Source organism: Methylophilus sp. Leaf414, from assembly GCF_001425425.1.
Taxonomy (GTDB): domain Bacteria; phylum Pseudomonadota; class Gammaproteobacteria; order Burkholderiales; family Methylophilaceae; genus Methylophilus.
The window spans coordinates 398,344-421,543 of sequence record NZ_LMQQ01000003.1 but is presented as its reverse complement, the minus strand read 5'-3'; the positions used below and the strand labels follow the sequence as shown (position 1 = coordinate 421,543).

Annotated in this window: 22 protein-coding genes; 9 read left to right on the top strand and 13 right to left on the bottom strand. The window is 49.4% G+C overall.

What is annotated here, in order from left to right; genetic code table 11:
• Window position 1: 1 nt before the first annotated feature.
• Together ASG24_RS08900 and ybeY are read right to left on the bottom strand one after the other, a co-directional pair.
• Entirely contained in the window at window positions 2-787 is a 786-nt protein-coding gene (locus tag ASG24_RS08900; RefSeq protein ID WP_055870357.1) for a ScpA family protein, read from the bottom strand.
• 37 nt (window positions 788-824) lie between these two features.
• Window positions 825-1,259 (bottom strand): rRNA maturation RNase YbeY, encoded by a 435-nt coding sequence (ybeY, locus tag ASG24_RS08895; protein WP_055870356.1) that lies wholly within the window; start codon window positions 1,257-1,259, stop codon window positions 825-827.
• A gap of 63 nt (window positions 1,260-1,322) precedes the next feature.
• Here ybeY and tpiA point away from each other — a divergent pair, with 63 nt between their 5' ends.
• Window positions 1,323-2,105 carry a triose-phosphate isomerase gene (gene tpiA, locus ASG24_RS08890; protein ID WP_055870354.1) on the top strand — a complete coding sequence of 261 codons (783 nt, stop codon included), beginning with the start codon at window positions 1,323-1,325 and terminating at the stop codon, window positions 2,103-2,105.
• 83 nt (window positions 2,106-2,188) lie between these two features.
• On the opposite strand, the gene ASG24_RS08885 is transcribed toward tpiA, so the two are convergent.
• The 5 genes from ASG24_RS08885 to ASG24_RS08865 form a co-directional block, all read right to left on the bottom strand.
• Window positions 2,189-2,407, bottom strand: coding sequence for a hypothetical protein (locus ASG24_RS08885; RefSeq protein WP_055827555.1), 219 nt, complete (start codon window positions 2,405-2,407; stop codon window positions 2,189-2,191).
• 210 nt (window positions 2,408-2,617) lie between these two features.
• Window positions 2,618-3,775, bottom strand: a complete 1,158-nt coding sequence (locus ASG24_RS08880; protein WP_055870351.1) for a cupin domain-containing protein — start codon at window positions 3,773-3,775, stop codon at window positions 2,618-2,620.
• A gap of 15 nt (window positions 3,776-3,790) precedes the next feature.
• Window positions 3,791-4,531: a hypothetical protein gene (locus tag ASG24_RS08875; RefSeq protein WP_055870349.1), complete on the bottom strand. Its 741-nt coding sequence runs from the start codon at window positions 4,529-4,531 to the stop codon at window positions 3,791-3,793.
• On the bottom strand, window positions 4,528-5,826 hold the full coding sequence (gene phoR / locus ASG24_RS08870) for a phosphate regulon sensor histidine kinase PhoR (protein WP_082488063.1): 1,299 nt from the start codon (window positions 5,824-5,826) through the stop codon (window positions 4,528-4,530). The genes ASG24_RS08875 and phoR overlap by 4 nt, the downstream gene beginning before the upstream one ends.
• A gap of 92 nt (window positions 5,827-5,918) precedes the next feature.
• Complete coding sequence (locus ASG24_RS08865) at window positions 5,919-7,007, bottom strand: TIGR03790 family protein (RefSeq protein ID WP_055870509.1); 1,089 nt, start codon at window positions 7,005-7,007, stop codon at window positions 5,919-5,921.
• Between the two features lie 107 nt (window positions 7,008-7,114).
• Here ASG24_RS08865 and ASG24_RS08860 point away from each other — a divergent pair, with 107 nt between their 5' ends.
• Entirely contained in the window at window positions 7,115-7,810 is a 696-nt protein-coding gene (locus ASG24_RS08860; RefSeq protein ID WP_055870347.1) for an SDR family oxidoreductase, read from the top strand.
• 25 nt (window positions 7,811-7,835) lie between these two features.
• Here the strand turns inward: ASG24_RS08860 and ASG24_RS08855 are convergent, their stop codons facing one another.
• Together ASG24_RS08855 and ASG24_RS08850 are read right to left on the bottom strand one after the other, a co-directional pair.
• Entirely contained in the window at window positions 7,836-8,996 is a 1,161-nt protein-coding gene (locus ASG24_RS08855; RefSeq protein WP_055870344.1) for a GNAT family N-acetyltransferase, read from the bottom strand.
• Between the two features lie 118 nt (window positions 8,997-9,114).
• Window positions 9,115-9,681 carry an EF-hand domain-containing protein gene (locus ASG24_RS08850; protein ID WP_229008825.1) on the bottom strand — a complete coding sequence of 189 codons (567 nt, stop codon included), beginning with the start codon at window positions 9,679-9,681 and terminating at the stop codon, window positions 9,115-9,117.
• A 473-nt stretch (window positions 9,682-10,154) separates the two neighbouring features.
• Here ASG24_RS08850 and ompR point away from each other — a divergent pair, with 473 nt between their 5' ends.
• The gene (ompR, locus tag ASG24_RS08845; RefSeq protein ID WP_055827575.1) at window positions 10,155-10,880 is read left to right on the top strand and encodes a two-component system response regulator OmpR; all 726 of its coding nucleotides are present in this window, start codon (window positions 10,155-10,157) and stop codon (window positions 10,878-10,880) included.
• Between the two features lie 27 nt (window positions 10,881-10,907).
• Window positions 10,908-12,221 carry an ATP-binding protein gene (locus tag ASG24_RS08840; RefSeq protein ID WP_304437668.1) on the top strand — a complete coding sequence of 438 codons (1,314 nt, stop codon included), beginning with the start codon at window positions 10,908-10,910 and terminating at the stop codon, window positions 12,219-12,221.
• Between the two features lie 13 nt (window positions 12,222-12,234).
• On the opposite strand, the gene cysG is transcribed toward ASG24_RS08840, so the two are convergent.
• Window positions 12,235-13,623 (bottom strand): siroheme synthase CysG, encoded by a 1,389-nt coding sequence (gene cysG / locus ASG24_RS08835; RefSeq protein WP_055870334.1) that lies wholly within the window; start codon window positions 13,621-13,623, stop codon window positions 12,235-12,237.
• Between the two features lie 119 nt (window positions 13,624-13,742).
• On the opposite strand from cysG, the gene miaB reads away from it, so the two are divergent.
• The gene (miaB, locus tag ASG24_RS08830) at window positions 13,743-15,080 is read left to right on the top strand and encodes a tRNA (N6-isopentenyl adenosine(37)-C2)-methylthiotransferase MiaB (RefSeq protein WP_055870331.1); all 1,338 of its coding nucleotides are present in this window, start codon (window positions 13,743-13,745) and stop codon (window positions 15,078-15,080) included.
• Window positions 15,081-15,083: 3 nt separating this feature from the next.
• Entirely contained in the window at window positions 15,084-16,034 is a 951-nt protein-coding gene (locus ASG24_RS08825; protein ID WP_055870329.1) for a PhoH family protein, read from the top strand.
• A 289-nt stretch (window positions 16,035-16,323) separates the two neighbouring features.
• Here ASG24_RS08825 and ASG24_RS08820 read toward each other — a convergent pair whose 3' ends face one another.
• Window positions 16,324-16,938, bottom strand: coding sequence for a glutathione S-transferase (locus ASG24_RS08820; RefSeq protein WP_082488046.1), 615 nt, complete (start codon window positions 16,936-16,938; stop codon window positions 16,324-16,326).
• Window positions 16,938-17,954 carry a quinone-dependent dihydroorotate dehydrogenase gene (locus ASG24_RS08815; RefSeq protein WP_055870324.1) on the bottom strand — a complete coding sequence of 339 codons (1,017 nt, stop codon included), beginning with the start codon at window positions 17,952-17,954 and terminating at the stop codon, window positions 16,938-16,940. Before ASG24_RS08815 ends, ASG24_RS08820 begins: the two co-directional genes overlap by 1 nt.
• A 149-nt stretch (window positions 17,955-18,103) precedes the next feature.
• Here ASG24_RS08815 and ASG24_RS14430 point away from each other — a divergent pair, with 149 nt between their 5' ends.
• On the top strand, window positions 18,104-18,232 hold the full coding sequence (locus tag ASG24_RS14430) for a DUF3149 domain-containing protein (protein ID WP_082488045.1): 129 nt from the start codon (window positions 18,104-18,106) through the stop codon (window positions 18,230-18,232).
• An 84-nt stretch (window positions 18,233-18,316) separates the two neighbouring features.
• Here ASG24_RS14430 and ASG24_RS08810 read toward each other — a convergent pair whose 3' ends face one another.
• The gene (locus ASG24_RS08810; protein WP_055870322.1) at window positions 18,317-22,186 is read right to left on the bottom strand and encodes a DUF3683 domain-containing protein; all 3,870 of its coding nucleotides are present in this window, start codon (window positions 22,184-22,186) and stop codon (window positions 18,317-18,319) included.
• A 92-nt stretch (window positions 22,187-22,278) separates the two neighbouring features.
• Here ASG24_RS08810 and ASG24_RS08805 point away from each other — a divergent pair, with 92 nt between their 5' ends.
• Window positions 22,279-22,785, top strand: a complete 507-nt coding sequence (locus ASG24_RS08805) for a TlpA disulfide reductase family protein (protein ID WP_055827595.1) — start codon at window positions 22,279-22,281, stop codon at window positions 22,783-22,785.
• 3 nt (window positions 22,786-22,788) lie between these two features.
• Window positions 22,789-23,199, top strand: a complete 411-nt coding sequence (locus ASG24_RS08800) for a CopD family protein (protein ID WP_055870320.1) — start codon at window positions 22,789-22,791, stop codon at window positions 23,197-23,199.
• Window position 23,200 lies beyond the last annotated feature (1 nt).

The following is a 23,200-nucleotide window of genomic DNA, read 5'->3' as shown; positions in this document are numbered from 1 at the left end:
CTCAATCATGCGCATTCGCCTGCACATAAATGGTCCCGAATGCTTCTTGTTGCGTGATACGGATCAGGCCTTCTTTTGCCAGTTCCAGCATCGCCAGGAAACTCACTACCAATTTAGGCACGCCATCCGCTTCAAGGTCAAACAACTCATCAAACCGTAACACCGTTGCCGTGCTTAAACGGCGCAATAACAAACTCATATGCTCACGCACCGAAAGTTCTGCCCTGCCAAGTTTGTGGTGCTGGTTTAGCTTGGCGCGTTTGAGAACATTGCGCCAGGCCTCCACCAGGTCATCCAGGCTGACCTCGGGAGGTTTAACCTGGCTGATATGCTGGTAATACGCGGCGGCGACATCAATCTCTTCACCCACTTTGGGCAATGCATCCAGCCGTTGTGCAGCCAGCTTGATGGCTTCGTACTCCATCAGGCGCCTGACCAGCTCCGCGCGTGGATCATCCTCTTCTTCCACTTCAGTTGGTTTAGGCAACAGCATGCGTGATTTGATTTCAATCAGCATGGCTGCCATCAGCAAATAATCTGCGGCCAGCTCGAGTTTAATGGCTTTCATTTTTTCGACGTAAGCCATGTATTGGGCGGTCAGCTGCGCCATCTGGATATCCAGGATATCCAGGTTATGCTTGCGGATCAGGTAAAGCAATAAATCCAGTGGTCCTTCAAACGTGTCCAGGTAAACTTCCAGCGCATCCGGCGGTATATACAAATCCTGCGGCAGCTCGGAGAGCGTTTCACCTTTGATTTTTACCTGGCTGTTTTCCAAGATGTCCATATGGAGATTGTAACGATTTAAGTACGCAGATTAAAGACTATTCAACATAGGGGTTGGCAAAGCCCAGCTTCTGCATGGCGGCCATTTCCATCGATTCCATCAGCGCTGCTTGCGCATCTACTTCATGGTCATAGCCATGCAAATGCAAAACGCCATGCACAGTCATATGCGCATAATGCGCCAGCAACGTTTTGCCCTGCTCGATAGCCTCTCTTGCAACCACTGGCGCACAAATAACGATATCGCCCATCAAGTGCGGATGTTCGGAGAGCGGAAACGTCAGCACGTTGGTCGCATAATCCTTGCCGCGATAAGTCGCATTTAATACACGCCCTTCTTCTGCATCCACAATCCGGATAGTCACGCTGGTATCTACACGTAGAGCCGCGCGCACCCAGCGCCTGAATTCTGCCTCGGTAGGCAGGTTGTTTTCTTGTGAGGCGAGTTGCAAGGAAAAATCAAGTTGCGGCATAGGGTCAAGTTTTCCGAAAAATATCCGTCATTATAAGAAGAAAACCCTTATAGGAACCGTGTGATGTCGAATCGCCCGAAACTGGTGGTTGCCAATCGCAAAATGCACGGCAGCTTGCCCGATAATCAACAATTCATGCAGAGCCTGCTGCTGCACACCCAGCAGCATCATGCCCGCTATGCGGTTTGCCCGCCGCACCCGTATCTGTATCAGGCACAACATATCCTGCAAAACAGCCATATTGCCTGGGGCGGACAAAATATGAGCCGTTTTGAGAAAGGTGCTTATACAGGCTCGGTTTCTCCGGTGATGCTGAAAGAGTTTGGTTGCACCTATGTGATTATCGGCCACTCAGAACGCAGGCAGCGGGGGCATGACAGTGATGAAAGCTGTGGTGAACGTTTTGAAGCGGCGCTCAAAGCCGGACTGACACCCATATTGTGCATAGGTGAAACGCTGGAAGAGTATGAACAAGGTGAAACCGACCTGGTGGTCGTACGTCAATTAAATCCGGTGATTGCGCATGTAGGGATTCAGGCATTATCCAAAGGCGTGATTGCTTATGAACCGGTATGGGCGATCGGTTCTGGCAAAGCCGCTACACCACAACACGTGCAAGCTATCCTGTCATTTATCCGTGGGCATATTGGATTGCTGGATGAACAGGTAGCAGAAAAAATGGATCTGCTTTATGGCGGCAGTGTAAACCCGAGTAATGCAGCACAATTACTGAGTATGCCGGATGTAGATGGCGGCTTGATTGGCGGCGCTTCTCTGGTTGCAGACGACTTTATTCGCATTTGTCAGATTGCTAACGAGTTAACCGAATTGAAAACGGCAGCTTAAATGTTTAACTGACGTGGCAAAAAATAAAAAAGCCGACTTGCGTCGGCTTCTCTATCATCAGGTAATTCAGATTACTGTCTGAATTACTTAGCTTCTTCAGCAGGAGCAGCTTCAGCAGGAGCAGCTTCAGCTGGTGCAGCCTCAGCAGGAGCAGCTTCAACTGGAGTTTCAGCAGCTGGTGTTTCAGCAGCTGGAGCTTCAGCAGCAGGAGCCTCAACAGCAGGAGCCTCTTCAGCTGGTTTTTCACCACAAGCGGTCAAAGCCAAAGCCAACAATGCAGCCAACAATGCAGAACGTGTCATCTTTATTTCCTTAGTATGTATGAGCAAAATTTTGTGTACGGCACAATTCTGATATGCAAGAACTCGCCGAGTAGAAAAATTGTATCAGTAATTTATTAAAAAAAGAATGTAAGTACAATCAAAAACAGAGGATTTTTTTGCATAAGAACAACAACTCTGCATTTTTTGACAAAAATATGTCGCAATTGGTTCAAATTAGCGCTGCGAGGATCATATTTCGCCCAAATGCAGATAGCCCAGCAGGTACATATCACGCAGCCAGGCAAGCAACATCTTGGCATTCTCTGACTCAAAAAGCCGTGCGCCCAGTTGTCGTTGATTAGCCAGTGAATTGAGTAAATGCCCACATTCATCAGCCAACTCAACAACCTCACCATTGATAAAATACTGGCCTTGCCAATGCAACATCTGTGTTTGCAGGTCCAGTGTAACACCTGACTCGCGTACTTGGTCAGTAAACTTTGCCAGGCTCAGTTTGCGGTTTGGCGTAAAAACCACATAGGCTTTCGGCTCAGTGAAATAGCGGGCCAGAAATGGCCCCAGCGCTTCCGGCTGCCAGGTCAGCCGTTGCAGCATGCCACTTACCCGCTTCACCATTGCCTGGTCAATTGCCGCAGCATCTAAAACTGGTTGCAATTCGGGATCCCGGTACAGCTCATCCGACAATCCTTCCTGGCGGCAGGCATCCAGGAATTCCACTGCCAGTTCTCTTGCTGCCGGTGCACGAAACCCAATCGAATAGGTCATGCAATCATCATCTTCAGCCACACCCCAATGGGCTATATTTGGCGGCAGATACAGCATATCGCCAGGTTCCAGCACCCATTCCTGCTCGCTGACAAAATGTGAAAGGATACGTAAGGGCGCATCCGGAATCAGGCGCAAATCATTCTGCTGACTGATAGACCAGCGTCGCTTACCCGCACCTTGCAGGAGAAAAACATCATAACTGTCGATGTGCGGACCCACGCCTCCACCAGTCGGTGCATAGCTGACCATGACATCATCCAGCCTGGCTGTTGGTATAAAATTAAAATGTGCCAGTAAAGCTTGCGCTTCGGGCAGGATGTGATTCATGCCTTGAACCAATAATGTCCAATGCTGCGAGGGCAGCGCCGCGAAATCATCTTCTTCAAACGGGCCTTGCGCCACCTGCCAACCTGCTCCTGCATCCGCATGTTCTGGATTAAACTGAATCAGCCTTGATGGTACTTCTGTTTCACAAGCCAAACCAGCCAGTTCATCCGGCGTAAGTAAGCCTTTAAAACCGGGGATTGCGCCACGGATCAGTAACGGCTTTTTTTGCCAGTATTCCGTCATAAATTGCGTCGGAGTCAAGCCGTTAAGTAGGGTCAGTGCTTCTTGCATGGCAGTATCTAATACTTATCTAAAAGGGAGGAAAGGCATAGTGCTAATACTTTGGGTCAGCCTTGAAATAAAGCGTTGCGATTTTTCCGCCAGCATGAAAGCCAGCAAATCGGTGCGGGCTATCAGCTTGCTGAATTCACGCTCAAAACTCAGGTTCTGGCCATCCGTTTGCATGCTGTTGGTCAATAACAATAGTTCGCCGCGCGCATTTTTGGCGGTGCCTAGTTTCCATACAGCAATTTCAATATTGCGCGCTGCATTGTACAAGTTTTGCGGCTCAATACTATCGATCAGGAAAAAAGCGGATTTATTGCCGTGCGCTCGGTATAACATGGATTGCATGCCCACGATCAGTGCCAGCACACGGTCGCCACTGAATTGTGGATTCAAAGCCAGCTTGATTGCTGCTGTGTCTTGTGCACCACCTAAGGCTTCAAACCGCCATTGGTGTGTACTTACCTGATCAAATACCTGTGTGGCAATCTGGTCCGGGGTGCCTAGGCCAGATTTGTGCGCTTCTGCAGGGTTGCGTTTGTAGAGCTTCAGCATTAACAGGCGCATGCTGGCTACATTTTCGCTATATTCAATATCCGCCAGCCGATCAGTGTCATTCTTAATTAACTGATGCAGGGTGTTGCGGTCCTGCCGGATGGGTAGCGGTTTACCATTTGGGGAGTCGACATAACCACCGCCAGGATTGGTACTGCAGGCGGCAAGCAACAATATGCTCATCCAGCTGCAGCCCACCCATTTCATGCCACAAGCACCCTTTGGGCCGGGAATATAATGCTGAAACGGCTGCCGTGCCCCGGTTCACTTTCCACTTTCAAAATCGCCTGGTGATGATGCAATATGTGTTTTACGATCGACAAGCCAAGGCCTGTGCCGCCGGTATCACGGCTGCGCCCGCTATCTACGCGGTAAAAACGCTCGGTTAATCTGGGTAAATGCTGGGATTCGATGCCGATGCCGGTATCCTGCACACTAAATACCACTTGCTCATCCTGCATCTGCCAGAAAATATCAATATTGCCGTGCTCCGGCGTGTAACGCACCGCGTTGCTGGCCAGGTTGCTCATGGCGCTGAACAACTCACTGTAGCTGCCGCGGATATTCACATTGGCATCATTATGTAACGTCACTTTATGCTGGCCATGACTTAACGCCTTTGCGTCTTTCAATAACTGATTGAGCATAGGTTCCATCGCAATATCGATTTCATCCTTGAGCGTGACATTATTCTCCAGACTGGACAATGTCAGCAAGTCTTCAATGATGCGCCGCATGCGGGTGGTTTGCGCCTGCATCATCTCAAAATAAGGTTGTATATCGGCGGTAATCTCACCTTGCATATCGCCGATGGTTTCCAGGAAACCACCCACCACGGTTAAAGGTGTGCGTAACTCATGCGACACATTCGCAACAAAATCGCGGCGCATGATTTCCGTTCTTTCCAAGGCTGAGATATCGCGGCAAATCAGCAACCGCTGCTTGCTGGCAAAAGGGATAATTTGTAATTCTAGCGACACATCCGGGCTGCGCCAGGATTTGAGTTTCAGCGGCTCGCTGTAATCTTCGCTCTGCAAATACTGCACGAACTCAGCCTGACGTAATAAATAATAGATAGGCTGATTTTCATCATGCTGGCGCTTCAAGCCCAGGCGTTGTACAGCTGGCTCGTTAAACCACTCGATTTCATTGCGGTGATTAAGCACCACCACGCCATCGGGCAAGGCACTTGTTGCGTGGCGTAATCTTTCCAAGGTACTGCTGAGCTGGCTTTGGCTACGCGAATGACGGCGCATTTCCTGGTAAAGGTTGGCAAAGATGTCTTCCCATATACCTTTGCCATTGGGCATGAAGTTGAGACCGGGTTTTAGTGACCATTGATATAGCCGGTGCATCCAGTAAAGATGTCCCGCCTGATAAGCAATAATACCTGCTGTAAATACTAGCCACGCAGTATCGGCGCTAGTGGCCCAACCCAGGATCAGGCAGCAGAAAGACCAGAAGAACAGCAGCCAGAACGCTTTCCAACGAATATCTTGCACAGGCAACACCCAGAATACAGATGGCTGGGATTATACGACACATACGCGACAGGATTGTGACGTGCATCATTGGCTTGAGCAACGTCTGTTTTTTACTCCAGCGTCATCGGCGCAACTTTGGCATAAGGTTTGGCTAATGGCTCGCCTACAAACACGCCCTGCATAGGCCATTTCACGCTTTTCCAGTAAGCCTCTATCAATGTTTCACCTGCCAGGTAATGTGCCATGACCACCTGGGGATTAGGAAATTTCTGCCAGTAATTACACGGCTCTGAAACCGTGCCATAACTACCGGTCACGCCAGCATCCAGCCAACGGGTGGCAGGCATTTGGTAAGTGCTGGTCAACATGCCGCCGGTCGAGGTTAAATGATCCGCAATCGCTCCAGGCAGGTAGCTATTGGTCAGCATGTAATCCACATTGGCCTGACCGGTAAAGTAGAACATCACGTCTTTTTCTTTTTCCAGCGCTTCCTGGCTGACTGTGTGCAAAGTAAGACGCTTGGATTTGATCGTCATACCATCCGGGGGGAAAAACGGTTCCCGCGGCTTTGAGCGAGCTGCATCCTTGGTTTTGAGGAAATAGCCGTTCGCTTCATTCAAGCTGAATTCACTTAAGGTGCCGCGGTCAATCAATGCTTTGGCTGCATCCACACTGGTAATCGGCAGTAGCATGGATAAACGAATATGATGATCTGCCCAGGGGCGCAAGGATGAACTGTTGAAATAAGGACTGTCACGCCCCGGATCGCAGGTTTTCTTACATTGTTCCAGATCCAGGCCAAGGGTCAGTGCACCAGTGAGGCTATTACACTGCACAGCAAACGGGGTTTTCCAGACTAATAAAAGCACTTGCTGATCTTGAAGTTTACCTTCAATCTGGCTTTTTAAAGATTCAAATTCGGCCACAGTCAGGGAGTCTTTGGCTCGTTTAGGCAGCTCTATGCCTATCAGGTTAGCGACTGGCACCTGGCGTGCCTGCAAGTAATATCTGGCAACTTCTTCACTTTGCGCATCATTGATATTGTAAATAACGGCCACATCTTCGGGCTTCAAGAGGGACGGACGGGATCGCAACTGACGACTGATATCCGCTGCACCTGCAATAGCCTCTACAACCATCAACATGCCTAATAGACACAGCCCAAAAGCATGGGCACCCATTCTTCTGTTGAAACGCATCAATACCAACCACTCCATGTATGCTTATAAATATACAACTCAGGCAAAACTAACCAAGTAAAATTCAATCATATCCCAGATTAGCTTAATTTCAGGAGATGAAATCAATGACGACTTCGCAAACTGTTTTGATTACCGGCGCTAACCGTGGTATCGGGCTTGAGTACGTCAGGCAATATGCGCAAGAGGGCAATACGGTTTATGCCACCGTTCGCGATATGGCTCAAGCTGTTGAATTACAGTCACTCGCCGCCAACTATGCCCGGATTCATTTGCTGGCATTAGATATTGCAGATATCAGCGCCATTCAAGCACTGGCTCGCGAACTGTCGGATGTATCTATTGACATCCTGATCAGCAATGCCGGTGCTTACCCACCAAGCCGCTTTGGTAAAACCGACCCACAGACCTGGCTGCAAACCTTTCAGATAAACACACTGACCACTTATTATCTGGCGGAAGCTTTTCTGCCGCATTTGCAACGTTCCGGTCAGGCCAAATTAATTGCCATGACCAGCAAAATGGGCAGCATGACGGACAATAGCAGTGGTGGCGAATACATATACCGCAGTACAAAAACGGCACTCAATATGGTGGTAAAAAGCCTGTCGCTGGATTTGCAACCATTCAACATTACCGTCGCGGCGCTACATCCGGGCTGGGTGCGTACTGATATGGGTGGCCCGAATGGTTTGATCGATACTAAAACCAGCGTGGCAGGCTTACGGAAAGTGATTGCCGGGTTGGACCGGGCACAATCCGGTGAATTTATTGCTTACGATGGCAAACTGGTGCCTTGGTAATCATAAAGTGGCGCAGACTTCTTCATTATGTTGCCTCAGGCAATGCTTTATATGGGCTGCGTTCTTCAAGCTCATCCACATAATGCTGCATGGCAGTTTCTTCTCTGGATAAAAAGCGCGCCACACTCTGGTGAAATTCTTCATGTGCTAGCCAGTGATAAGAGCAGGTAGTATATGGCAGGAATCCACGTGCTAATTTATGCACGCCTTGTGCGCCACCCTCAAAATAACGTATCCCATGCGCGATGCAAAAAGCTTGTGGCTGGTAATAGCACAACTCAAAATGCAGGCACGAAATATCTCGCAGGCTGCCCCAATAGCGGCCATACAGCGTGCTATCGCCCTGTATACACAGGCTAACGGCGATATCTTCATCTGATTGCGCCGCAATAAATAGCAACACATTGTCAGGCATATCGCGCGTAATCTGTTCAAAAAAAGCAAAGGTAAGATAAGGCTGGCTGCCATGTCGATGATAAGTGTTGCTATAACATTGATAAAACAATACTAAATCCGCTTCAGACAACTGATGGCCGTTGAGCACACGGCATGTCACACCTTGCTGGGCTACCTTATTACGTTCCTGGCGGATTTTTTTACGCTTGTCATGGCTGAGTACTGCCAAAAAACTTTCCCAATCTTTGTAGTTTTGGTTTTCCCAGCGGAATTGCACACCTTCGCGTCGCAGAAGGCCTTGCGTTGCACAATGCGTTGCCGACAATTTATCCGGAAAAAGAATATGCGTTCCAGACAACCCATGCTCTTCACAGAGTTTGCGCATGTGCCTCAACATTTCTGCTGCCAGCGGTTCAGGCTCTGTAATATCCGGATGCACTAATAAGCGGGGGCCAGCGACAGGTGAAAAAGGAATGGCAGAGATCAGCTTGGGATAATAAGTGCCACCGGCTTGCTGGTAGGCATCTGCCCACGACCAGTCAAATACATATTCGCCATACGAATGGGTTTTAATGTAGCAAGGTGCGGCGGCTACCAATTGTTCACCGTCAAGCACGGTCAGGTGGTAGGGAATCCATCCGCTCTCATGGTCTACTGATGCAGAAGATTCAAAGGCGTGCAGAAACCTGTAATCTAGCATCGGATGCTGTCCGGCCAATGCCTGCCAGGCCGCAGGTAAAATATCCTGCAATCCACGAGACCAGGTAAAAGATAAACGGCTTAGAGACATGATCAGTGGCGGTAGATGTAATTTCCAGTGAAGGAAAGTATACCCTTATAACCAAGGTTGTCAGAAGATTATAGGCAAGCCAGAACAACTCACATGGCACATGCAAGCTGAGTCAATATTAACTGGGGCGTTTACGCTGGCTTGAGCCGTCTTTGCCAGAGGAATTCACAGAACTACTTGCAGGAATCACTGCAGAGTTAGATTTTGACTTGTTTTTGGCTTTGCTATCGAGATCGGCATCGGTAGATGCGGATTGCTGTGCTTCGGTTTTAGATTCAGCTTCACGTTGACGCTCGACCATTTTAGCGTAAGCATTTTCCAGCTCATCGAGCGTAATCACACCATCACCATCAAGATCTACATAAGAGAAATGTCGTGCTACCTGAGGCAGACACAAAGTCGCTTCTTCACGATCCAGCGTATCATCATTGTCACGGTTACATTCATTAAAGCGCTGGGAAATGCTGTCATGCATCGCTTTACGTTTCTGTAACATCAATTGATGGTCCGGGTCGGTATTACGCGCATATTCACTCAGCGCTTTGCGCAGTCGCGCACGGTCTTCGGGGCTGAAGTTGTGTTCTAATGTTTTGGTAAGTCCGGTATCTTCATTGTCTATCACCCGGTTATCACTTAACCGGATTGGCAACTTGAGATCGGCAAAGGCAGGTAGTGCTAGCAACATGGTCGTTGTTAGCAAAAAAACCTCATTGAAATGTTTTATCGCTCTAAACATCCACACCTATACATAAGATCGTATCTTTACCTTTTCGAGATATTTTAAAGCCGCAAACGCTAGACTTAAAATTCACTAAAGATAAGTTGGAAAAATGCCGGATGACTTAAAAAGTCAGGCTGCATACCATAACGCAACTAAAGTCCGTTCATCAACAGATTTAACACAAAATAGCGCTTTTCAAGCCACTACTGTTAATAAACGGGCATTTATCATGCATTACGATTGTAAATGCAATATTTCATTGCCACCGCTATTTGTAACCAATTTGTAACCGCCCCATTTCATGCTCCATGCAGCTTGGAGTATAATAGCGGTCGATAAGTTTAATCACTTCAGCCGTTTTATCATCCAGTCTCCTGTAACCGTTATTTCGGCTTAACGCGTTAATTGAGACGCCAGTTTTTGTGTAAAAGGTTCGTATGGCAGAACAGTTTAAAAAAATATTGATGGTCGATGACGACTTGCGCATGCGCGAACTTTTGCAGCGTTACCTGACTGAACAAGGGTTCAATATCAAGTCTGTGTCTGATGGCAAAGAGCTGGATAAAGCCATGGCAGCCGAAAGCTTTGATCTATTGATACTGGACTTGATGTTGCCGGGCGAAGATGGCCTAGCCATCTGCCGTCGTTTACGCGGCGCTAACCATGTGACACCGATCATCATGCTGACTGCCCGCGGCGATGAGGTAGACCGTATTGTTGGCCTGGAAATGGGTGCGGATGATTACCTGCCGAAACCTTTTAATCCACGCGAGTTGCTGGCAAGGATCAATGCCGTGCTCCGCCGCCACGAAATCACGCCCAAACTGGCGACTGAAGATAAAAGCTCAGCATTTCAGTTTGGTGAATTTGTGTTTGACGTCAACACCCGCAGCCTGAGTAAAAATGGCACGGCCATTACCATCACCAGCGGAGAGTTCACTTTATTGAAGGTATTTACCGAGCACCCTAGGCAACCACTTTCACGCGACAGGCTCATGCAGCTTGCGCGCGGCCGCGAACTGGATGTGTTTGACCGCAGCATTGACGTGCAGGTCTCACGCTTGCGCCGCATTATTGAACCGGACCCGGCACATCCACGCTATCTGCAAACCATGTGGGGCTTTGGTTATGTATTTATTCCTGATGGCGAATCGCCGCAGTAATTTACTGCATCACTCGCCATAGCCCTCGTGCGCTTACTGCCCCGCAGACTCCTCTCCCGCATCATGTTGCTGATTGCCATTTTACTGGCAGTCAGCATCTATGCGTCGCTCAAGATTTTTGATTATTTCGATCGCGAACCGCGTGCAACTGCAGCCGCATTACAGGCAGTCACGATTGTCAATTACACACGCGCTTCGCTGATCGCCTCACACGAAAACCGCCGCCTTGCCCTGCTTTCAGAACTATCTGGGCGAGAAGGTGTGCGTGTCTATGCAGCAGATTTCCTGGAAGATATTGAGCCATTACCTGCTGATCCTTTCATCGCCCTGATGGCGCAAAAAATCCGTGACAGGCTCGGTGAAGAAACCATCATCACCGTCAATCACTATGATATTCCCGGTCTTTGGATCAGTTTCAATGTCGGCCAGGATGACTTCTGGGTAGTGATCCCCAAAATCCAGGTTGACAGGCCTTTCCCTTGGCACTGGCTGGGCTGGGCGGCGGTAGTTGGGCTGTTGTCGTTAGTTGGTGGTTACTTGCTTACGGCCCGAATCAACCGGCCACTGACCATGTTGGTACATGCCGCAGAACGTTTACGTAATGGCGAACCTGCCCCGAAACTGCCTGAAGATAGTGTGGAAGAACTGCGAGAAGTAACGCATACCTTTAACGAAATGGCCGAGTCACTGGCCAGGCTGGATGCAGAGCGCACCTTGCTGCTGGCTGGGGTTTCGCATGATATCCGCACGCCACTGGCGAGATTGCGGCTGGCGGTAGAAATGCTGCCCCAGGAAGCCGACTATATGAAACACGGCATGATTGAAGATATTTCCGATATGGACAATATCATTCACCAGTTTCTGGATTTTGTGCGCGGTGTGGAAGGCGAACCCACACGTATGATGGATATCAATGATCTGTTACGTGCATTGTCGGAAAGACAATTGCGCGCAGGGCGTGAGTTAAAAATATCTCTAGGCCCAAAGTACTTTATCCCTATCCGGCCACTCGCCATGCAACGCTTGCTCGATAACCTGGTCGGTAATGCCTATAACTATGGCAAAGGTAAGGTAGAAGTGCGCAGCCAGGTGATGGCAGATAAAATCGTGGTGAGCGTGCTGGACAACGGCCCTGGGATTCCGCAGGAGCACGCAGAGCGTTTGTTACGTCCGTTTGAGCGTATGGATAGCGCACGCAATAAATATGAAGGCGGTAGTGGGTTGGGACTGGCCATTTGCAACCGTATTGCTAAATTGCATGGCGGCCAACTATTCCTGCTCAACCGGCCAGAAGGCGGGCTGGAAGCCAGGTTGTCGCTGCCTATTTTGCCAAATACTTAGTTACTTTTAGCTGTTAAGCCTCTGGCGTAAACCAGTTCAAGCGTGCCCTGAGTTTGACCACTTCGCCGATAATCGTCAGGCTAGGTGGTTTTAATCCTGCCTCTGCCACATCATTAGCCAAGTTAGCCAGTGTAGATTCAACTACGCGCTGTTTCTGGGTAGTACCTTGCTGTATCACCGCGGCCGGCATATCAGACGACACGCCTTGCGCTATCAACTTTGTACAAATTTGCTCCAGTCCGACTAAGCCCATGTAAATCACCACAGTTTGTCTTGGGCGCGCCATCGCTTGCCAATCCAGGTCTACCGTCCCATCTTTCAGGTGGCCGGTAATAAACAGGCAAGCCTGCGCATAATCCCTGTGCGTTAACGGAATTCCGGCATAACTGGACACACCATTTGCAGCAGTGATACCTGGAACTACCTGGAATGGTACCCCATGTTGCATCAGCGTCTCGATCTCTTCACCACCGCGGCCGAAAATAAACGGGTCGCCGCCTTTTAAACGCAACACCCGTTTACCTCCCAAGGCCAGCCTGGCCAGCAAGGCATTGATCTCTTCCTGCGGCAGGGTGTGCTGGTCACGCGACTTGCCGACATACACCAGCTCGGCATCGCGCCGCACCAGTTCCATCACTTCCTTACTAACCAGCTTGTCATAAACGCAGACATCGCATTGCTGCATCAAGCGCAGCGCGCGGAAAGTCAGCAAATCGGGATCACCGGGCCCACCACCAACCAGATAGACTTCTCCGCTTGCGGGGGCATCGTCACTTTGCGTTAATAATTCACCGAGCAATTCCCTCGCCGCCTGCTCCTGTCCGGACAATACCCGTTCCACCAATGGGCCATTCAATACATTTTCCCAGAACCGCCGACGGCTCTGCGTGGTAGAAAATCTGGCTTTAACCTGGTCACGGAATTCGCCAGCGATGGTCGCAATCCTGCCATAAGCAGCGGGCAGCATGGTTTCAATTTTGCTACGAATATGGCGGGCCAGTACCGGTGCATTACCTTCGCTGGAAACCGCAATGACCACCGGGCTGCGGTCAATAATCGATCCCATGGTAAAGGTACATAAGGCTGGTGCATCCACCACATTGACCGGGATATTCATCCGTTTGGCAGCCACTGAGACCGCATCATTCACCAGCTCATCATCTGTTGCTGCAATCACCAGGCAGGCACCAGTCAGCTGTTCAGGCGAAAATGAGTCCCGCACATATTCAATCTCATTTTTTTCCAGCATCTGCTGTAATTCAGACGTTAACTCGGGCGAGATAACAACCACATTACCCTGCGCTTTTAGCAACATGGTGACTTTGCGCGTCGCCACGTCGCCGCCACCTATCACCAGGCAGCGACGTTGGGCAATATTGAAGAAAATCGGTAAGGCTTGCATGCAAATAAGATTTTTTTAGATGTAACCATTTTACCGCAGTCCGCGTATTGCGCTGCCGATTATCATGCCAGCCACAGTCAAATAAGCTAAAATACTGTTTTGATTTGAAAAAATGCTAGATGAAGCAGGACAGCGGTAAAAAAATATTCATTAAATCGTTTGGTTGCCAGATGAACGAATACGATGCTTCACGCATGGTTGACCTGATGCATGAACACGACGGCATGACCCAAACCGACAATATGGAAGAGGCCGATGTCATCTTGCTGAATACTTGCTCGGTACGTGAAAAAGCTGAAGAAAAGGTATTCAGTCACCTAGGCCGCATGATTCCGCTTAAAGAAAAAAATCCCAACCTGGTGATCGGTGTCGGTGGTTGTGTTGCCAGCCAGGAAGGCGATGCGATTATCAAACGCGCACCGTATGTTGATGTGGTATTTGGTCCGCAAACCTTGCACCGCTTGCCTGAACTGATCAAAGCCAAACGCTTAGAAAATAAACCCCAGGTCGACATTACCTTCCCCGAAATTGAAAAGTTTGACCATTTACCACCGCCACGAATAGAAGGCGCCACCGCATTTTTAAGCATTATGGAAGGCTGCAGCAAATATTGCAGTTTTTGTGTAGTACCTTACACACGTGGTGAAGAGTTTTCACGCCCGTTTGAAGATGTACTGACCGAAGCCATTCAACTGGCGGAACAAGGCGTGAAAGAAATCACCCTGCTTGGACAAAACGTTAACGCTTACCGCGTGCAATATGAGGGCATAGAAGCGGACCTGGCGATGTTGATTGAAACGGTAGCAGAAATACCGCAAATCGAACGTATCCGCTACACCACCAGCCACCCGAATGAGATGAACGAACGGCTGATTGCCTGCCATGCCAATGTGTCGAAACTGGCCAATCAATTGCACCTGCCGGTGCAAGCGGGTAGTGACCGTATATTGATGGCTATGAAACGCAACTACACTGCCCTGCAATACAAAGGCCTGATCCGCAAACTGAAGATGGCAAATCCGCAATTGACAATTACCAGCGACATCATTGTCGGCTTTCCAGGCGAAACGGAAAAGGACTTTCAGGCTACGCTCAAGTTGATGAAAGACGTCGGTTTTGATTACAGCTTCAGCTTCCTCTACAGCTCTCGCCCCGGTACCCCGGCTAGCTATTTGCCGGATGAAACTCCACAAGCGGTCAAAGCTGACTGGTTAAAACAATTGCAAACCGAGAACGAAGCAAACGGCGATGCTATCAGCCGTGCCATGCTGGGGACTGTGCAACGGGTGCTGATTGATGGGCCATCATGGAAAGACCCCAGCTTGCTGGCCGGTAAAACAGATAATGGGCGCGTGGTGGATATTGCTGCCGATGCACGTTTTATCCACCAGATGGTCCAAGTAAAAATTACCGATGTCTACAACCCACATCGCCTCGTAGGCGAAATAGTGAATTAAGTAATGGAAATCACCCTAAAACCTGAAGACAACCTGATGCTAGCCAATTTGTGCGGCCCGCTTGATGAAAATATCCGGCAGCTGGCTAATGGCCTGGATATTGATATTAACCGTCGCGGCAGCACCTTTCATTTGACCGGCACAGATACCAATACCCGACTGGGTGCGCAGATGCTGGAAAACTTTTATGCGCGCTCAAAAAAACCCATAGAACTGGAAGATATTCAATTAGGCCTGGTAGAGATCGACAAGCTAAAGCCTGAAGAGGTCGCATCGACCAGCATGCCGACACTCATGACACGCCGTGGAGACTTGCATGGCCGCACCCCGCGTCAGGTCAGCTATCTGCAGCAGATCCAGGATCACGATATCACTTTTGGCATTGGCCCCGCCGGTACTGGTAAAACTTACCTGGCAGTTGCCAGCGCCGTCGATGCGATGACGCGTGATCGTGTCAAACGTATTGTGCTCGTCCGTCCTGCGGTAGAGGCAGGTGAGCGCCTGGGCTTTCTGCCGGGGGATCTGAACCAGAAAGTGGACCCTTACCTGCGCCCCTTGTATGACGCGCTATATGACCTGGCGGGTTACGACACGGTCAACAAAATGTTTGAGCGCGGTGCGATTGAAGTGGCGCCACTGGCTTATATGCGCGGCCGTACCTTGAACCAGAGTTTCATTATTCTCGATGAAGCGCAGAACACCACGCCTGAGCAGATGAAGATGTTTTTGACCCGTATTGGCTTCGGTACCAAAGCGGTGATTACGGGTGATGTGACACAGATCGATTTACAACGTCATCAAAAGAGCGGCCTGGTGGAAGCGCAGAAAATCCTTAAGGAAGTTAAAGGCATCGCGTTTACGCAGTTTATGTCGCAGGATGTGGTCCGCCACCCGTTGGTGCAAAAGATTATTAATGCTTATGAGAAGTTTGAGCAGAACAGTGAGAAGAATTAATTTCTTGGCATTAGTGAGAGACTGCTTTTCGCCACTCGGCGAAAAGTAATGTCGAATTGGAACGCTGAATCATCCAAAGAAATAGCTTTTAGACCTTCCAGAAAATGCGACACTAGTTCTCTATTGCTACTAAGCTAAGCATGTCCTTGCCTAGCTTTCCCCTTGCAGGGCGCACTGGCTTCTGCATAAGCCAGCCTTTCCGCGGGTGTACAGAACAATGCTCTGTGAACCCCTGCTAAATCCTCCACTGAAATGACGATTTATTCGACCGCACAATCACGCGCCAAAACTAACTCTCAATATAAGCCGGGAATTTCTGCATAACCTCAGCAAACAACTCTCCTTCCATCCATCCCGCCAGCCACTCCCGCAATCTGGAATACGAACTCCGACCAAACCACTCCGCATCCACCGCCGCAAACTGCCGGATAAACGGAAAAATCGCTACATCCGCAATACTGGCGGAATCCCCCAACAGAAAACGATGCTCAGCCAGCAAAGTTTCCAGCCTTTGCAAAAACTGCTCCCCCTGCTCACGATAAAACAACACTGATTGCTCCGGATAACGCTCAGGATATTTATACCTGTCCAATGACTTCTTAAACTCGCCATCATTAACACTTATCAGCGAATCAGCCATCACCATATTGCATTTAAGCCATCCACTCGGATCATTTTGCTGTAATGCCCAGTACATAATATCCAGGCTCTGTTCCAACACTGCTCCATCAGCCAACTGTAATACCGGCACGGTAGCTTTGGGCGATATCTGCAACAAGTGCTGCGGCTTCTCACGCAGCGAAATCTCACGCAATTCCACTTGAATGTGTGCTGACCATATCGCCATCCGGGCTCGCATCGCATAGGGACAACGGCGGTAGGAATAGAGTATTGGCAGCGACATTAAAATAACGCGCGGCGGCAATCTTTGATCAACTGCGGCCCTTTATAGATCAACCCGCTATATAACTGCACAAGGCTGGCACCTGCTTCGATTTTCTCTTTGGCATCCTCGCCACTCAAAATACCGCCCACGCCAATAATCGGCAGGCTGTTTTGCAAAGAGGCTGCCAATGTACGGATGACCTGTGTAGCGCTATCCCTTACTGGCGCACCCGATAAACCACCGGCCTCTTCTGCGTGCTGCAAACCGGCGACTGCATCTCTGGCCAGCGTGGTGTTAGTGGCAATCACGCCATCGATTCTATGTTGCATCAACAAACCGGCAATTTCCTCTACCTGCTCTGTAGTTAAATCAGGTGCAATTTTCAATGCGACGGGGACGTATTTACCATGCACTTGCGACAGGATATTTTGTTCAGCCTTCAAGGTCGCCAGCAACTGGCTCAGCGCATCCTTTTCCTGCAATGCGCGCAGATTTTTAGTGTTGGGTGATGAGATATTCACAGTGATGTAGCTGGCATGTGCATATACCTTACGCATGCAGGTCAGGTAATCTTCAGCTGCGCGCTCATTAGGCGTATCAAAATTCTTGCCGATATTGATACCCAAAATACCTTTAAATTTCGCCGCTTTTACATTCTGGATCAGGTGATCCACACCTTTGTTATTGAAGCCAAAGCGATTGATGATGGCATGCGCTTCTGGTAAGCGGAATAAGCGCGGTTGCGGATTACCCGGCTGCGCGCGCGGTGTCACCGTGCCTACTTCGACAAACCCAAATCCAAGCGCGGCCATACCGTCGATCACCATGGCATTTTTATCCAGGCCAGCCGCCAAACCTACCGGATTAGGAAAATTCAGACCCATCACTTTTTTCGGTTGATCAGCCAGATGACGGCCTGCCAACGCCAACAATCCTAACTGCTCTGCGCGTTTAAGCGAGTTCAAGGTCAGGTCATGCGCTTTTTCGGCATCCAGTTTGAATAATAACGGTTTTAATAAGGGGTACACGTTCATCAATTATTTCCGGTTATTGGCGCTTGAAAGTGATTTCACACTATTCAGCATGCATCAGGTTTGCGTTATATCAAAAACGCTATCGGCATAAGAGGCCAAAATAATCATCAGAGTCATTGTTGCAAGTATTACTACTCACAGGAGGACATATGAAAATTCTGATTGATTTACTCTCTACCGACTACGGTTTGATGAGCCTGGTCGTGATTGCCATCATAGCTATCGTGATGACCTGGGCCGGCATATACGTTTACGTCCAATCGCGAAAGTCATCATAATTTAAGTGATGTACCATCACTTTTTAATAAACTGATTTAGTCGCTGATTTAATAAAACCCCGCATTTGCGGGGTTTTATCGAAGTTACAGAAGTACCTTCTCGATACCGCCGTTATTGGCTTTATGTATGTAGTCTTCCATCCAGTTTTCGCCAAGAATATGCTTGGCCATTTCGACCACAATATAATCAGCCTCAATACCGGTGTCATCGCCATAACGTGACAGACCTTGCAGGCAGCTTGGGCAAGATGTGAGAATTTTCACCTGCTGCTCGGGTGCTCCGACAGTCAGGCCCATTTTCTCCATGCCTTTCTCAAGCTCTTCCTGCTTGCGGAATTTCACTTGCGTGGCAATGTCAGGTCGCGCTGCAGCAAACGTACCGGACTCACCGCAACAACGATCATTCAGCGCCACATCCGTCCCCATCAGCTTGTTGGTGACTTCCAACGGCTTATAGGTCTTCATCGGTGAGTGACATGGGTCGTGATACATGTAACGCGTCCCCGTGACGCCTTGCAGGCGCATGTCTTTTTCCATCAGGTACTCGTGGATATCCAGCAGGCGGCAGCCCGGGAAAATCTTCTCGAACTCGTATTTCTGCAACTGATCCATACACGTACCGCAAGATACGATTACCGTCTTGATATCCAGGTAATTCAGCGTATTGGCCACGCGGTGGAACAGCACACGGTTATCTGCCGTGATTTCCTGGCCTTTGTCGTGGTTACCCGCTGACGTTTGTGGATAGCCGCAGCACAAGTAGCCTGGGGGCAACACGGTAATCGCGCCCACCTCGTACAGCATGGCTTGGGTCGCCAAACCGACATTCGAGAACAGACGCTCTGAACCGCAACCGGGGAAATAGAACACGGCTTCCGAATCTTCGCTCACCTTTTGCGGATTGCGGATCACCGGAATCATGGTGTCATCTTCCACACCTAGCATCGCGCGTGAGGTTTTGGATTGCATTTTCTTCGGCATCGGGCGATTGATGAAATGAATCACCTGCGCCTTGATATCTGCTTTACCAACGGTAGCTGGCGGTGCCTTTTTATCTTTCAGCAGGCCAAACTTCTTCGCCAGGCTGTTGGCGATATTAATCGCCTTATAACCCATCTGTATCATGCCGGCGCGCACCAGCTTGATGGTAGCCGGATCCTTGGCGTTCAGGAACAGCATGCCCGCTGCGGTACCAGGGTTGAAATTCTTCTTACCCTGTTCGCGCAGGAAATTACGCATTTTGATTGATACATCGCCAAAGTCGATATTGACCGGGCACGGCTTCTCGCAACGATGGCAGACCGTACAATGGTCGGCTACATCGTTGAACTCGTCGAAGTGCTTGAGTGAGATACCGCGTCGGGTTTGCTCTTCGTAGAGGAAAGCCTCAATCAGCAGTGACGTACCCAGGATTTTGTTACGCGGTGAATACAACAAGTTGGCACGTGGCACATGGGTAGAACATACCGGCTTACACTTGCCGCAACGCAGGCAGTCAGAAATATCATCGGCAATCTCGCCAATGGCAGATTGCTCCATTATGATGGATTCCTGCTCGAGCAGGCCGAAGCTTGGTGTATAAGCGTTTTCCAGGCCTGAACCCATCAACAGCTTGCCTTTGTTGAAGTGGCCTTTCGGGTCAACCTTATTCTTATAGGCGGTAAAAGTATCAATGGTCGCCTGATCCAGGAACTCCATTTTAGTAATACCAATGCCGTGTTCGCCAGAAATCACGCCATTCAGCCCACGCGCCAGATCCATAACGCGTGCCACGGCTGCATGCGCATCCTGCATCATGCCATAGTCGTCTGAATTGACCGGGATATTGGTGTGAACGTTACCGTCACCGGCGTGCATGTGCAGCGCAATAAATACGCGGCTCTTCAATACTGTTTTCTGGATTTCGTCCAGTTTCTCAAGGATGCGCTGAAACTCACGGCCAACAAAAACATCCGCCATAGGCCGCTTGAGTTCGCGCTTCCAAGATACGCGTAAATCATATGACTGCACCGCACGGAATACATTTTCATATTGAGCAAATGGTTTTCCCATTTCCCCAAGCACGCTCACAGGTTCATCCAGCGTATTTAAAATCAAACGCCATTTTGCACGCAGTTCACGCAGCATTTGCAACGCAATATCCCGCTTGGATTTCACACCTTCCGGATCAGCATTACCATCTTCATCGGGCTGCAGTGGCAGGTCGCCCTGCATAAAGGTTTCTAGCGCATCCACCAGCCGCAATTTGTTCTGGATAGATAATTCTATATTGATGCGCTCAATACCATCAGAATATTCACCTAGGCGTGGCAATGGAATCACCACGTCTTCGTTAATTTTGAATGCGTTGGTATGACGCGCAATTGCTGCGGTGCGTGAACGATCCAGCCAGAATTTCTTGCGTGCTTCGGCCGACACGGCAATAAAGCCTTCGCCATTGCGTGCGTTGCACATACGCACCACGGCTGAAGCGACTTCACCAACTGCATTCTCGTCGTCAGAAGCAATGTCGCATAACAACACCATTTTCGGGCGTTGCTGGCGCGCAGCCTTGGTCGCATAGCCAACCGCTTTTACATAACGCTCATCCATATGCTCCAAGCCAGCCATGATCACGGCTGGCTCCTGCTTGGCAGTCGCGTCCAGGTAATCCTTGATTTCCACAATCGCAGGCACGGCGTGGGAAACATTGCCGAAAAATTCCAGCGCGATGGTCCGCACGTGTTTAGGCATGCGGTGCAAAATGAATGTGGCTGAAGTAATCAGGCCATCACAACCTTCTTTTTGCACACCAGGCAGGCCAGACAGGAATTTGTCGGTCACGTCTTTACCGAGGCCAACTTTACGGAAGCTAGGCCCGGGAATTTCAAGAATTTCCGGCTCGGCCAGCAGATTCTTGAAGCCGATGTCATAACGGCTGATTTTAAAGCGCGCCAGTGGGATATCGTGAATCTTGCCCAGGTTATGGTCTAGACGTTCAACTTCCAACCAAGTCGCATCCGGCGTCACCATCCTCCATGAAGCGAGGTTATCCAACGCCGTACCCCAGAGCACTGCTTTTTTACCACCTGCATTCATGGCAACGTTACCGCCGATACAACACGCATCAGCAGAAGTTGGGTCACACGCAAACTCTAACCCGGCTTCGGTAGCTGCATCCATCGCACGGCGGGTCACTACACCGGCGCCACACTCAATGGTGGCTACCTGGCGGGCAACACCCGGTAAGGTGCGCATTTGCACGCCTGTGTGTTTGTCCAGCTTTTCGGTATTAATCACTGCTGACAATGGCGTCAGCGGAATCGCGCCACCGGTGTAACCGGTACCGCCTCCACGTGGAATCACGGTCAGGCCAAGCTCAATACACGTGCGGACCAGGTAGGAAATTTCAGCTTCAGTATCCGGGTTGATCACCACAAACGGATACTCGACACGCCAGTCAGTGGCGTCTGTCACATGCGAAACACGCGCCAGGCCGTCAAACTGGACGTTGTCTTTGCGGGTAAATTTGGTCAGTTTTGCCAGCGCTTTTTTGCGCAGGTCGGCAGTTTGCTTAAAGTCATCCGCAAACTTTTCGACCGCTTTGGTCGCGGCTGCAATTAGCTTTTCAACCTTGTCGTTGCTACCGCTACGCTCACGGATAGCAGAGATGCGGTGATACAAGGCATCAATCAGTGCTTTGCGGCGTTTTGGATTTTCCAGCAAGTCATCTTGCAGATAGGGGTTGCGTGACACCACCCATAAATCGCCAAGCACTTCGAACAACATGCGTGCGCTGCGGCCGGTTTTGCGCTCGGTGCGCAAGACATTCAGTATTTCCCAAATCTCTTCACCAAGAAACCGAATCACGATCTCACGGTCAGAGAAGGAGGTATAGTTGTACGGAATTTCGCGCAAACGCGTAAGAGGAGTAGAATCCGAATTGAGCAATTCTGCGGTCACTGGTGCGTTCATTGATAATTTATCAAAAGCAAAAGTGAATTATATCATGCGGAGGTCGGCTCAAACACGTAGGCGCTTTAGGGTTTTTAATCTCAAGAAACATTATGTCGAAATACTTCTCTTCCTATAAAAAATGGATCATGCCTTTAGTGGCGCTGGCGTTATTCATCGGCCTGGCGATAGCAGTGATGCAAAAACCGCAAGCGCCAGAAGTGACCTTTACTACCCTGGACGGCAAAAAAATCAGCATGGCATCGCTGCGCGGCAAAACCGTGCTGGTCAATTTCTGGGCCACCGACTGCCCAGGCTGTATCAAAGAGATGCCGACGCTGATTGAAACTTACAAGAGATATAAAGATAAAAATTTTGAAGTCATTGCGGTGGCCATGCCTTATGATCCTCCAGCCCAAGTACTTAATTACAGTCAGGAAAAAGCGTTACCCTTTGCTGTAATGCACGATGGTTTTGGCGAAATGGTAAAAGCCTTTGGCAACGTTAACCTCACGCCGACTGCGTTCGTATACGACCCACAAGGCCGCCGCCTGCAAAAAGTAATAGGCGAACTGGACTTTCCCAAATTGCACGCACTTATAGAACAGCAGGCACGCTAACTCATGTTATGGATTAAAGCGCTACACCTTATTTTCATCACCAGCTGGTTTGCCGGGCTTTTTTACCTGCCGCGTATTTATGTGAATATGGCGATGGAAACAAATACGCAAGCCTATGCGCGCCTGTTGTTAATGGCTCAAAAGCTTTACCGTTTTATGCAGCCACTTTCTATCCTTGCATTGGCTTTTGGCATATGGCTATGGCTAGGCTACAGCTTTAAGGGCGGCTGGCTGCATGCCAAACTCCTACTGGTATTTTTTCTGCTTGGCTACCATCATTATTGCGGCAAACTGCTTAAACAATTTGCGGCACACAGCAACCAGCGGAGCCATGTCTGGTTTCGCTGGTTTAACGAAATTCCAGTAATCCTGTTATTTGCCATTGTCGTTTTAGTGGTAGTCAAACCTTTTTAAT

What these genes read in the sequence shown, in the direction of transcription:
- ASG24_RS08800 (WP_055870320.1), top strand. Translation starts at nt 22,789, where the DNA reads ATGTTATGGATTAAAGCGCTACACCTTATTTTCATCACCAGCTGGTTT.
- tpiA (WP_055870354.1), top strand. Translation starts at nt 1,323, where the DNA reads ATGTCGAATCGCCCGAAACTGGTGGTTGCCAATCGCAAAATGCACGGC.
- ASG24_RS08815 (WP_055870324.1), bottom strand. Translation starts at nt 17,954, where the DNA reads ATGAACGTGTACCCCTTATTAAAACCGTTATTATTCAAACTGGATGCC.
- ASG24_RS08880 (WP_055870351.1), bottom strand. Translation starts at nt 3,775, where the DNA reads ATGCAAGAAGCACTGACCCTACTTAACGGCTTGACTCCGACGCAATTT.
- ASG24_RS08810 (WP_055870322.1), bottom strand. Translation starts at nt 22,186, where the DNA reads ATGAACGCACCAGTGACCGCAGAATTGCTCAATTCGGATTCTACTCCT.
- ASG24_RS14430 (WP_082488045.1), top strand. Translation starts at nt 18,104, where the DNA reads ATGAAAATTCTGATTGATTTACTCTCTACCGACTACGGTTTGATGAGC.
- ASG24_RS08875 (WP_055870349.1), bottom strand. Translation starts at nt 4,531, where the DNA reads ATGAAATGGGTGGGCTGCAGCTGGATGAGCATATTGTTGCTTGCCGCC.
- ASG24_RS08855 (WP_055870344.1), bottom strand. Translation starts at nt 8,996, where the DNA reads ATGTCTCTAAGCCGTTTATCTTTTACCTGGTCTCGTGGATTGCAGGAT.
- ybeY (WP_055870356.1), bottom strand. Translation starts at nt 1,259, where the DNA reads ATGCCGCAACTTGATTTTTCCTTGCAACTCGCCTCACAAGAAAACAAC.
- ASG24_RS08820 (WP_082488046.1), bottom strand. Translation starts at nt 16,938, where the DNA reads ATGTCGCTGCCAATACTCTATTCCTACCGCCGTTGTCCCTATGCGATG.
- ASG24_RS08860 (WP_055870347.1), top strand. Translation starts at nt 7,115, where the DNA reads ATGACGACTTCGCAAACTGTTTTGATTACCGGCGCTAACCGTGGTATC.
- ASG24_RS08805 (WP_055827595.1), top strand. Translation starts at nt 22,279, where the DNA reads ATGTCGAAATACTTCTCTTCCTATAAAAAATGGATCATGCCTTTAGTG.
- ASG24_RS08900 (WP_055870357.1), bottom strand. Translation starts at nt 787, where the DNA reads ATGGACATCTTGGAAAACAGCCAGGTAAAAATCAAAGGTGAAACGCTC.
- miaB (WP_055870331.1), top strand. Translation starts at nt 13,743, where the DNA reads ATGAAGCAGGACAGCGGTAAAAAAATATTCATTAAATCGTTTGGTTGC.
- ASG24_RS08865 (WP_055870509.1), bottom strand. Translation starts at nt 7,007, where the DNA reads ATGCGTTTCAACAGAAGAATGGGTGCCCATGCTTTTGGGCTGTGTCTA.
- cysG (WP_055870334.1), bottom strand. Translation starts at nt 13,623, where the DNA reads ATGCAAGCCTTACCGATTTTCTTCAATATTGCCCAACGTCGCTGCCTG.
- ompR (WP_055827575.1), top strand. Translation starts at nt 10,155, where the DNA reads ATGGCAGAACAGTTTAAAAAAATATTGATGGTCGATGACGACTTGCGC.
- ASG24_RS08885 (WP_055827555.1), bottom strand. Translation starts at nt 2,407, where the DNA reads ATGACACGTTCTGCATTGTTGGCTGCATTGTTGGCTTTGGCTTTGACC.
- ASG24_RS08825 (WP_055870329.1), top strand. Translation starts at nt 15,084, where the DNA reads ATGGAAATCACCCTAAAACCTGAAGACAACCTGATGCTAGCCAATTTG.
- ASG24_RS08850 (WP_229008825.1), bottom strand. Translation starts at nt 9,681, where the DNA reads ATGTTGCTAGCACTACCTGCCTTTGCCGATCTCAAGTTGCCAATCCGG.